Below are 9,446 nucleotides of genomic sequence, written 5' to 3' on the forward strand. Positions count from 1 at the left end.
ACATGCAATCAAAAGATTTGAAGAAGTAGAAACTATCTTGCAGCCAGTGTTGACAAAGTTAAAAATAGGACAGGGTGATTTTGAACAGAATGTTTATGGAGTAGATTTTAAAGGAACCATAAGAAAAGCAGTACCTATTCAGGGATTGGCAGGTGTTGATGCCAGTTTTATTGAAAATATGACCTATATCGATACCGAAAATGAGGCGCAAATACTCCCGGTGCTGACTGAATTAAAAAAAGCAACCCTGGTTCTTGAAAATGAATTTATTAACAAGTACCAAACTTTGCAGCAGGTATACGATGCCGTACAGGAAATGACACCAAAAGAACGCGGTGAGTTTATATCGATGCCGGGGCCTATAAGAAATTTGGTAATTGAAGCACTGTGCAATCCTTCAGCTGATTTGGATACCAAGTTTGAACGTACCATTGCCGACTCTAAAGATGCTGAAAAAAGGCATCCTGACGTATTCAAAAATTATGATAAAGCAGCGAGCGAGTTGCAAAAGTATTTTAAAAGCCGGAAGGCTTAAAAGAAATAGTATTGTTAGAAAAGGCGTTAAGTTGAAAAGCTTATCGCCTTTTCATTTATAAAAGGGGCTTAAAGAAACTAGTATACTGCACATCCCGTGTACGACAAATGGGTTGACCAGTTATTTTCAAAACTCGATCCCAGTCGGTTTACCCCTGCCGAACAGATTGCCGAAGTGGTATATGAGGAAGCAACAGATGGCAAGGATCAATTACGATAATACAACGCGTATCAATAATGTTGACAAACTGCTTAAATTTATGGAGGATAATGATGATTGGTTTAAGCTTATCTTTAAATAAAAAAAGGGAAGATGCTTTTTAAATTGAGCGAAAAGGTTGAACAGGTAAAATATGCTGGTTTTTCTGGCAATGCATTAATTTATAGAGATAAAGAAAGGAATGTGGTTAGTATGAATGGCAATGGTACCCATGTAATTGCCCGGAATGTGGAGGAATTTATGCTTGGGATGTCATTTGTTTTTTGTGTAACAAAAAATGAGAATAACCTGCAGGTGTATAAAAAAGGCGAGCTGGTAAAGCAATTTGAGGGTCCATTTGCTTTTATGCCTTTTTTTGATAACGGCGATTGGGTGGTAGTACTGAAAGAAGAGGAAGCGGGAGAAAAATTCATCAGGTTAGATACCGAGCTCAATGCAGTGCCTTATAGCTGGGAGAACAGCAATCTCGTGAATATTAAAGGCAATTATTTTTTTGTCAGGCGAGGCCAGATCTTTTCCTGCCATCACGTGTCAGATGGTCATGAACTCTGGAACCTTGATGTGTATGAAATATCCGAGGAAACCGAAGGACAAGTCATAAAAGATCTGATATTATATAATGACAAGCTATTTTTAGGGTTGGTAACAGGCACGGTGCTTTGTTTGGAGGTTGCCACCGGAAAGATAATTGAAGAAATTCAGTTGGCAGTAGGCCGGATAAAATATTATGAGGGCAAGATCTACGGTGCAGAAGAACATAAGGTGCGGGTGTTGGATCCCGAAACGTTGCAAGTGAACAAGATTGATCTTACGGCTGCATTTAAAGAACAGGGATTCGGTATTATAACAAATATGTTTATTCCGCAGGGCGATGAACTGTATTTTAAGAGTGAAAGAGCATCTGTGGTAGGCGTTGTTAAACTAAGCACACAGGAATTGTTATGGCACACTGAAATACCTATCGAAGAAGGGTATTACTGGATAGACGATATTGGTGTACAGGGCGATAAGTTGTATGTGTTAACACAGGGCGGCACACTGAGGATCTTTGAAAGGAATAAATAACCATGGATGATGTAGCAAAATGGAACAAGTGTTAGACATAAAGAATTCAGGGTTTTTACCAATTACCCTAAGATGTTGCAGCATACCATAGAGTGGTATAATGGTGTTTATGACACAGATTTTAAATTGGTACGGTTTGTACAGGATGATGCGAGTTATGCATACGTCTCATATGCAAAGGCTACTGACTTCAACATATTTCAGTTAGCAGCCAATTATGGTAGAGAGATCGAAGCGTATGATAAATCATTTGCCACCGAAATGCCCCCCGGCTACTTTGATGATAAGCTTGGGTGGCCTGACGAATAATTTATTTTTCCAAACTTTTTGATACAACTAACAAAAGGCGTTAAGTTGAAAAGCTTATCGCTTTTTCGTTTAAAAAAAAGGGCTTAAAGAAACTATGGAAGTACTAAAAAAGGTAACTGAAAAATTGTTCGGGAATGAATTTCAGTGCATATTTCATTCAAATGGAATTACCTTAATTGCGGATAATTCAAAGTGTTTCCATTTTGGACTAATATATTATCCTGGCAGCAGTTTTCGGGTCAGGGAAAATATTTACGCAGTAAAAGTGTTTGACGAAGTAGAAGCTATCTTGCAGCCATTGTTGAAAAAATATAAAATCACTCAGGGCGATTTTGATAAGGCGGGCTATGGGGTTGATTTTATAAGCACCATAAAAAAAGAAATGCCCATTCAGGAAATACCAGGTGTAGATGCCAGCTTTATTACGACTTGGACCCATATTGACACCGATAATGAGGCACAAATACGCCAGGTACTGACCGAGTTTAAAAAAGCACTTGTATACCTGGATAAGGAATTTATAAACAAGTACAATACCTTGCAACAGGTATACGAAGGCCAGGAACCAATGACACCAAAAGAGCGCGGTGAGTTTCTAACTGTTCCTGGGAATTTAAGGAAATTAGTAATGGAAATGCTGTGCAACCCACCGGCTGATTTGGATAGCAGGTTTGAACGTGCCATTACTGCCTATAAAGAAGCTGAATTAACCCATCCAACCATTTTCAAAAACTATGATAAGGTAGCAAGCGGTTTGCAACAGTATTTTAAAAGCAGGCAGGCATAATAGAAGTGGTATTATCATAATACCAGACAAAAGGCGTTAAGTTGAAAAGCTTATCGCCTTTTCCTTTAAAAGGGGCTTAAAGAAACTATGGAAGTACTAAAAAAGATCGCAGAAGAACTTTTAGGGAATGAGTATCAGTATAAAATTTATTCCAATGGGATTACATTGGCTGCAAAGGATAATTCAAAGGCCTTTTGTTTTGGGTTGATAAGTAAGTCGGACTATTTCCGTGTCAGGGAAAATATATATGCTATAAAGAGGTTTGAAGAAGTTGAGTCCATTCTGCAGCCCTTGCTGAAAGAATATAAAATAAGTCAGGGCGATTTTGAACTGGGTGTGTACGGGGTAGACTTCAATGGCACTATAAAAAGAGGGATGCCAATGAAAGATATAGCAGGTGTTGATACCAGTTTTATAGAAGATATGACCCATATTGATTCGGGGAATGATGCACAAATACGCCAGGTGCTGACTGAGTTTAAAAAAGCGATTGTATATCTGGAGGAGGAGTTTATAAACAGGTTTAAAACTTTGCAACAGGTATACAAAGCCCAGGAACAAATGACACCGGATGAACGTGGCGAGTTTTTTATGAATCCCGGTCCCATCAGGTTTTTAGCAATTGAAATCTTGCTTAACCCCTCAGGCGATTTAGATAGCAAATTTGAAGAGACTATCAATGATTATCAAGATGCTGAAAAAGAGCTGCCTAAAATGTTCAAAAACCATGATAAAGTAACAATGGAATTGCTCAGATATTTTAAAAGCCGAAAGGCTTAGAAGAAATAGCATTACCAGAAAAGGCGTTAAATAGAAAAGCATATCGCCTTTTCGTTTATAAATGAGGCTTAAAGAAACTATGGAAGTACTAAAAAAGGTAGCCGAAGAATTTTTCGGAAATGAGTTTGAGTGCAAGATTTATTCCAATGGGATTACATTGGCTTCCAAGGATAATTCAAAGGCTTTTTGTTTTGGGTTAATGAGTTATGATAGCTCTTTTCGCATTAGAGAAAATGTCTATGCTATAAAGAACTTTGAAGAAGTAGAGTCCATCCTGCAGCCGTTGTTGAAAAAATATAAGGTTAGCCAGGGTGATTTTGAAATGGGGATGTACGGAGTTGATTATAAAGGCACCATAAAAAAGGGAATGCCAATGAAGGAAATAGCGGGTGTAGATACCAGTTTTATTGAAGATATGACCAATATTGATGGCGGTGATGAGGCACAAATAGTTAGGGTACTTAGCGAATTTAAAAAAGTGATTGTTTACCTGGAAGATGAATTTATAAACAGGTATAAAACTTTGCAGCAGGTATATGAGGCCCTGAAGTCGATGACGCCAAAAGAGCGTGGTGAGCTGTTAATGATGCCCAGTCCGATTAAGAGAATGGTAATTGATGTTCTTTGTGTCCCTCCAGCTGATTTGGATAGCATGTTTGAAAGTGCCATAGCAGATTTTAAGGAAGCTGAAAAAGAACATTCCGTATTCAAAAATTATTATAAGGTAGTGGAGGGTTTGTATCATTATTTTAAGAGTCAAAAGACTTAGAGAAATAGTATTACAGGAAAGGCGTTAAGTTGAAAAGCTTATCGCCTTTTCGTTTATAAAGGGGAATAAAGAAACTATGGAAGTAATAAAAAAGGTAGCAGGAGAACTGTCCGGAAGTGAATTTCAGTGCAAAGTGCATTCAAATGGAATTACCTTAATTGCAAAGGACAATTCAAAGGGCTTTAGTTTTGGGCTGATAAATTATCCCGGCAGTTTTCAGGTCAGGGAAAATATATACGCAATAAAACGGTTCGAAGAAGTTGAAGCGATTCTGCAACCATTGTTGAAAAAATATAAAATGCCACAAGGCGATTTTGAACAAGGGGTATATGGGGTTGATTTTATAGGTACCATAAGAAAAGCAATGCCTATTCAAGGAAATACCGGGTGTTGATTCCAGCTTTATTGCGAACAGGATTCATATTGATGACGAAAATGAGCTACAAATTCGCCAGATCCTGTCAGAATTTAAATAAGCGGTTTTATTTTTGGAGAATGAATTCATAAACAAGTACAATACTTTGCAACAAGTATATGAAGATCTTGAGCAAATGACCCCAAAAGAGCGTGGCGAGTTTGTAGCTATTCCAGGAAATTTAAAGAAATTAGTAATTGAAACGCTGTGCAATCCACCAGTTGATTTGGATAGCCGGTTTGAAAGTGCTATTACAGCGTATAAAGAAGCTGAAATGAGGCATCCGGATGTATTCAAAAATTATGATAAGGTAACAAGCGGTTTACTAAAGTACTTTAAAAGCACGAAGGCATAGAGAAATAGTATTACCAGGAAAAGCGTTAAGTTGAAAACCTTACCGCCTTTTCGTTGGGGCTTGTGACGCATTCGGATGTATTCATAAACTTTGATTAAGTAAACAGTTTTTATAGAATGCTTTTTAATTTGATTGATACCATTGAACAGGTGAAACACGCCGGTTTTTCAGGCGATTCAATAGTATATTTTGACAAAAGTGGCAATGTGGTAAGTAAAGATGGCAATAGCGCCCATGTTATCGGCCTGCATATGAAGGAGTTTAGGCTGGGGATGTCGTTCATTTTTTGTTTTACCCAAAAGGGGAATAACCTGGAGATTTATAAAAATGGTAATCTGGAAAAAAAAATGGAAGGTCCATTTGCTGTCAGGCCTTTTTTTAATAACGGCAACTGGGTGACAGTACTGAAAGAAAAGGATGAGGGAGAACAGTTTATTAGGCTGGATGCCGATCTGCATGAGACTCCTTACGAGTGGGAAAACAGTTTTCTCACAGATATTAAAGGAGAATTCTTTTTTGTCAGACAGCGCCGAAACTTTTCTTGCCATCGATTAACAGATGGCCAGGAACTTTGGAGCGTGGATGTGTTGGACGTAACTGACGCATCCGAAAATCATATTATCAATGACATGATAGTATATGGAGACAGGCTGTTTTGGGGGTTGGAAACAGGCATAGTGCTTTGCTTCAATGTGGCCACCGGAAAGATCATTGAAAGGATCAAATTGGGTAAAGGCAGAATAAGACTCTATAAAGGTATGATCTATGGTGCAGAGGCGCAAGAGGTAGCTGAATTAAACCCGGAAACGTTTCAAGTGAAAATTTTTGATTTTTCGGCTTCATTTAACAGAAACGGGTTCAAATTCTTACCAAACCGTTTTATTCCGCAAGGCGATGATTTATATTTTGAGAATCAAAAGACGCCTGTAGTAGGTGTTGTTAGGCTCAGCACACAGGAGTTATTATGGTATACCGAAATTCCTATCGAAGAAGGAAACTACTGGATAGAGGATATTGGTGTACAGGGAGATAAACTATATGTGTTGACACAGGGCGGCACGCTGCGTATTTTTGAGAAACAAAAATAACGTGGGTTTAAAAGAAATCATGGAAGTACTAAAAAAGATAGCTGAAGAACTGTTTGGGAATGAGTTTCAGTGTAAAACTTATAAGAACGGGATTACGTTGGCTGCAAAGGACAATTCAAAGGGCTTCAGTTTTGGGCTGATAAGTTCTCCCGGCAGTTTTCAGGTCAGGGAAAAAATATTTGCAATGAAACGGTTTGAAGAAGTAGAGGCCATTTTGCAACCATTGTTAAAAAAATATAAAATGCCCCAGGGTGATTTTGAACAAGGAGTATACGGGGTTAATTTTATAAGTACCATAAAAAAGGCAATGCCTATTCAAGAAATACCAGGTGTTGATTCCAGCTTTATTGCGAACAGGATTCATATAGATTCAGGGAATGAGGCACAAATACGCCAAATACTGATCGAGTTTAAAAAAGCAATTGAATACCAGGAGGAGGAGTTTATAAACAGATACAAAACTTTGAAACAGGTATATGAAGCCCAGGAACAAATGACACCAGATGAAAGGGGGGTATTTTTTTCGGAACCAGGTCCAATCAGATTTTTGGCAATTGAAGCATTGCTAAACCCTTCAGGCGAATTAGATAGCAAGTTTGAGGAAACTATTAATGATTACCAGGCGATAGAAAAAAAGTATCCAACAGAGTTCAAAAATTATGATAAAGTAACAATGGAATTGCTAAAGTATTTCAAAGGCGGGAAGGCTTAAAATAAATAGCATTACCAGAAAAGCGTTAAGTTGAAAAGCTTATCGCCTTTTCCTTTAAAAGAGCCTTAAAGAAACTATGGAAGTACTAAAAAAGGTAGCCGAAGAATTGTTCGGGAATGAGTTTAAATGTAAAATATATAAGACTGGGATTACCTTGGCTGCAAAGGATAATTCAAAGGGTTTTAGTTTCGGATTAATGAGTTATCCCGGCAGTTTTCGGGTCAGGGAAAACGTATATGCTATGAAACGGTTTGAGGAAGTAGAAGCCATCTTGCAGCCATTAGCGAAAAAATATAAAATCCCCCAGTTCGATTTTGATGAAGGAGTATATGGAGTTTCTTTTATAGGCACGATAAGAAAAGCAATGCCTATTCAGGAAATACCAGGTGTAGATGCCAGCTTTATTACGACTTATACCCATATTGACACCGATAATGAGGCTCAAATACGCCAGGTACTGACCGAATTTAAAAAGTCGATCGTATACCTGGATGGTGAATTTATAAACAGGTATAAAACTTTGCAGCAGGTGTATGATAGCCTGGGGGCAATGACACCGAAAGAGCGTGGTGAGCTTTTTACAAATCCGGGCCCCATCAGGGAATTGATAATTGAATACTTATGTAACCCTTCAGGCAATTTAGAAAGTCTATTTGGAGTTACTATTAATGATTACCGTGAAGTGGAAAAAGAGTTTCCTGAAATGTTCAAAAATCATGATAAAGTAACTATTGAATTGCAACAGTATTTAAAAAGTCAAGAATTCAATGGACTCAAGTAAAAAGGAGCTTATGATTATTACCAATCAGCCTTATATGCTGGAAACAATAGTTGATTGGTATAACAAAACGTATAAAACAGATTTTGTGATTGATCATTTTGTTAAGGATGAGGTGTTTCATGCTATTCTATCCTACGAAAAAGCAGATGACTTTCATGTATTTCAGTTAGGAGTTAATTTTGGCAGGGAAAATGAGGCCTTTGATAAAAGGATCACCAATTTTTTACCCCCGGATTACTTTGATGATAGAACTAAATTCCCAAGGGAATAATGGAATTATAAAACGGACTTATGGAACAATTACTAAATAAGATAACAAAAGAGTTTTTCGGAAAAGAGTTTACATGTAAGATCTTTTCTAATGGAATTACCCTTGCCGCAAAAGATAATTCAAAGGCTTTTTATATTGGGCTGATAAGCGATTCCTGCTCTTTTCGGGTCAGGGAAAATATCTATGTTATAAAACGGTTTCAGGAAGTAGAAACTATCTTGCAACCATTGTTGAAAAAAAATAAGCTTAAGCAGGGCGATGCTGAAATGAAAGTGTACGGGGTAGATTTCAAAGGCACTATAAAGAAAGCCATGCCTATGAAAAATATAGCGGCTGTTGATGCCAGCTTTATTGAAAATATGACTGATATTGATGATGAAAATGAATCGCAAATACGCCAGGTACTGACCGGATTTAAAAAAGCGATTGAATACCTGGAGGATGAGTTTATAAACAGGTACAACACCTTGCAACAGGTATATAAAGCCCTGGAACAAATGACTCCGGATGAACAGGGGAAATTTCTGTTGACTCCCGCTCCCATAAGATTCTTGGCAATAGAAGCCCTTTGCAATCCAACAAGGGATCTGGATAGCATTTTTGAAAGCACGCTGAATGGTTACGAGGAAGTTGACAAAGAATTACCCGGAATGTTTAAGGACCAATATTTAGTAACCTTGGAATTACTTAGGTATTTTAGGGAGCAAAAACAAGGTCTAAACCATAAGTAATGACCCCAAACAAATTATTGAATTACCTCATTGCCGCCGTTTGGCTCGCCAATGGCCTGTTTTGTAAAGTATTGAACATGGTGCCCCGTCATCAGCAAATTGTTGCCAGTATTTTGGGAGGCGATCATGCCGCACTATTGACAAAAACGATTGGCTTTGCAGAGATCGCCATGGCGGTTTGGGTTGTAAGTGGCTATTGGTCAAGACTAAATGCGATCATGCAGATAATGATTGTTGGCGCTATGAATATAATGGAATTTTTTCTGGTGCCGGACTTGCTTTTATGGGGTAGATTTAATTTAATGTTTGCGTTTCTGTTCATACTGCTGATAGGATACAATGAGTATTATCTAAAACCTAAACCAGCCCCACAGCCATAAATGCTTTCCTTTCTAAAAGATCATCCCTTTGCTGTTGAAGCATTTTTTGACAGTTCCCATGTGTTCACATTTGCTGTTCCCAAAGAACAAATAAAACACCTGGTACCTGAGTGTTTGGAGTTGGACACTCATCAGGACAAATGGGCCTTCATTGCTGTGGCCATGGTGCAAACAAAAGCGTTGCGGCCAAAAGGATTTCCAAAAATATTGGGTAACGATTTCTTCCTGATCGGGTTCCGGGTATTTGTG

Annotated in this window: 16 protein-coding genes; all 16 read left to right on the top strand. The window is 38.0% G+C overall.

The genetic code is table 11. The features are described from left to right. Nucleotides 1-535, top strand: a 535-nt coding sequence (locus ACJ751_RS11395; RefSeq protein WP_407745620.1) for a hypothetical protein, incomplete at its 5' end; no start/stop codon positions are given. A gap of 96 nt (nt 536-631) precedes the next feature. Further along, nucleotides 632-754, top strand: coding sequence for a hypothetical protein (locus tag ACJ751_RS11400; RefSeq protein ID WP_407745621.1), 123 nt, complete (start codon nt 632-634; stop codon nt 752-754). 93 nt (nt 755-847) lie between these two features. Then, nucleotides 848-1,819 (top strand): hypothetical protein, encoded by a 972-nt coding sequence (locus tag ACJ751_RS11405; protein WP_407745622.1) that lies wholly within the window; start codon nt 848-850, stop codon nt 1,817-1,819. Nucleotides 1,820-1,891: 72 nt separating this feature from the next. Further along, entirely contained in the window at nt 1,892-2,128 is a 237-nt protein-coding gene (locus ACJ751_RS11410; protein WP_407745623.1) for a hypothetical protein, read from the top strand. Nucleotides 2,129-2,393: 265 nt separating this feature from the next. Next, a complete protein-coding gene (locus ACJ751_RS11415; protein ID WP_407745624.1) occupies nt 2,394-2,915 on the top strand; it encodes a hypothetical protein in 522 nt (173 codons plus the stop codon). 87 nt (nt 2,916-3,002) lie between these two features. Continuing rightward, on the top strand, nt 3,003-3,695 hold the full coding sequence (locus ACJ751_RS11420) for a hypothetical protein (protein WP_407745625.1): 693 nt from the start codon (nt 3,003-3,005) through the stop codon (nt 3,693-3,695). A 79-nt stretch (nt 3,696-3,774) separates the two neighbouring features. Beyond that, on the top strand, nt 3,775-4,464 hold the full coding sequence (locus ACJ751_RS11425) for a hypothetical protein (RefSeq protein ID WP_407745626.1): 690 nt from the start codon (nt 3,775-3,777) through the stop codon (nt 4,462-4,464). 76 nt (nt 4,465-4,540) lie between these two features. Beyond that, nucleotides 4,541-4,858, top strand: a complete 318-nt coding sequence (locus ACJ751_RS11430) for a hypothetical protein (protein ID WP_407745627.1) — start codon at nt 4,541-4,543, stop codon at nt 4,856-4,858. A gap of 127 nt (nt 4,859-4,985) precedes the next feature. Then, nucleotides 4,986-5,234, top strand: a complete 249-nt coding sequence (locus tag ACJ751_RS11435; RefSeq protein WP_407745628.1) for a hypothetical protein — start codon at nt 4,986-4,988, stop codon at nt 5,232-5,234. 206 nt (nt 5,235-5,440) lie between these two features. Then, entirely contained in the window at nt 5,441-6,322 is an 882-nt protein-coding gene (locus tag ACJ751_RS11440) for a hypothetical protein (protein ID WP_407745629.1), read from the top strand. A 1-nt stretch (nt 6,323) separates the two neighbouring features. Beyond that, nucleotides 6,324-7,034, top strand: coding sequence for a hypothetical protein (locus ACJ751_RS11445; protein WP_407745630.1), 711 nt, complete (start codon nt 6,324-6,326; stop codon nt 7,032-7,034). A 76-nt stretch (nt 7,035-7,110) separates the two neighbouring features. Next, a complete protein-coding gene (locus ACJ751_RS11450) occupies nt 7,111-7,815 on the top strand; it encodes a hypothetical protein (RefSeq protein WP_407745631.1) in 705 nt (234 codons plus the stop codon). A 10-nt stretch (nt 7,816-7,825) separates the two neighbouring features. Then, nucleotides 7,826-8,086: a hypothetical protein gene (locus ACJ751_RS11455; RefSeq protein ID WP_407745632.1), complete on the top strand. Its 261-nt coding sequence runs from the start codon at nt 7,826-7,828 to the stop codon at nt 8,084-8,086. 20 nt (nt 8,087-8,106) lie between these two features. Further along, complete coding sequence (locus ACJ751_RS11460; protein ID WP_407745633.1) at nt 8,107-8,817, top strand: hypothetical protein; 711 nt, start codon at nt 8,107-8,109, stop codon at nt 8,815-8,817. Next, complete coding sequence (locus ACJ751_RS11465; RefSeq protein WP_407745634.1) at nt 8,817-9,197, top strand: DoxX-like family protein; 381 nt, start codon at nt 8,817-8,819, stop codon at nt 9,195-9,197. The genes ACJ751_RS11460 and ACJ751_RS11465 overlap by 1 nt, the downstream gene beginning before the upstream one ends. After that, on the top strand, nt 9,198-9,446 hold a 249-nt coding region (locus ACJ751_RS11470), incomplete at its 3' end, for a DUF2071 domain-containing protein (RefSeq protein WP_407745635.1). It abuts the gene before it with no gap.

Origin of the sequence: Niastella sp. (genome assembly GCF_045805085.1) — a bacterium.
Classification (GTDB): Bacteria; Bacteroidota; Bacteroidia; order Chitinophagales; family Chitinophagaceae; genus Niastella.

Coding starts and splice junctions, on each gene's coding strand:
- ACJ751_RS11420 (WP_407745625.1), top strand. CDS start 3,003: ATGGAAGTACTAAAAAAGATCGCAGAAGAACTTTTAGGGAATGAGTAT.
- ACJ751_RS11450 (WP_407745631.1), top strand. CDS start 7,111: ATGGAAGTACTAAAAAAGGTAGCCGAAGAATTGTTCGGGAATGAGTTT.
- ACJ751_RS11425 (WP_407745626.1), top strand. CDS start 3,775: ATGGAAGTACTAAAAAAGGTAGCCGAAGAATTTTTCGGAAATGAGTTT.
- ACJ751_RS11460 (WP_407745633.1), top strand. CDS start 8,107: ATGGAACAATTACTAAATAAGATAACAAAAGAGTTTTTCGGAAAAGAG.
- ACJ751_RS11455 (WP_407745632.1), top strand. CDS start 7,826: ATGATTATTACCAATCAGCCTTATATGCTGGAAACAATAGTTGATTGG.
- ACJ751_RS11465 (WP_407745634.1), top strand. CDS start 8,817: ATGACCCCAAACAAATTATTGAATTACCTCATTGCCGCCGTTTGGCTC.
- ACJ751_RS11430 (WP_407745627.1), top strand. CDS start 4,541: ATGGAAGTAATAAAAAAGGTAGCAGGAGAACTGTCCGGAAGTGAATTT.
- ACJ751_RS11405 (WP_407745622.1), top strand. CDS start 848: ATGCTTTTTAAATTGAGCGAAAAGGTTGAACAGGTAAAATATGCTGGT.
- ACJ751_RS11410 (WP_407745623.1), top strand. CDS start 1,892: ATGTTGCAGCATACCATAGAGTGGTATAATGGTGTTTATGACACAGAT.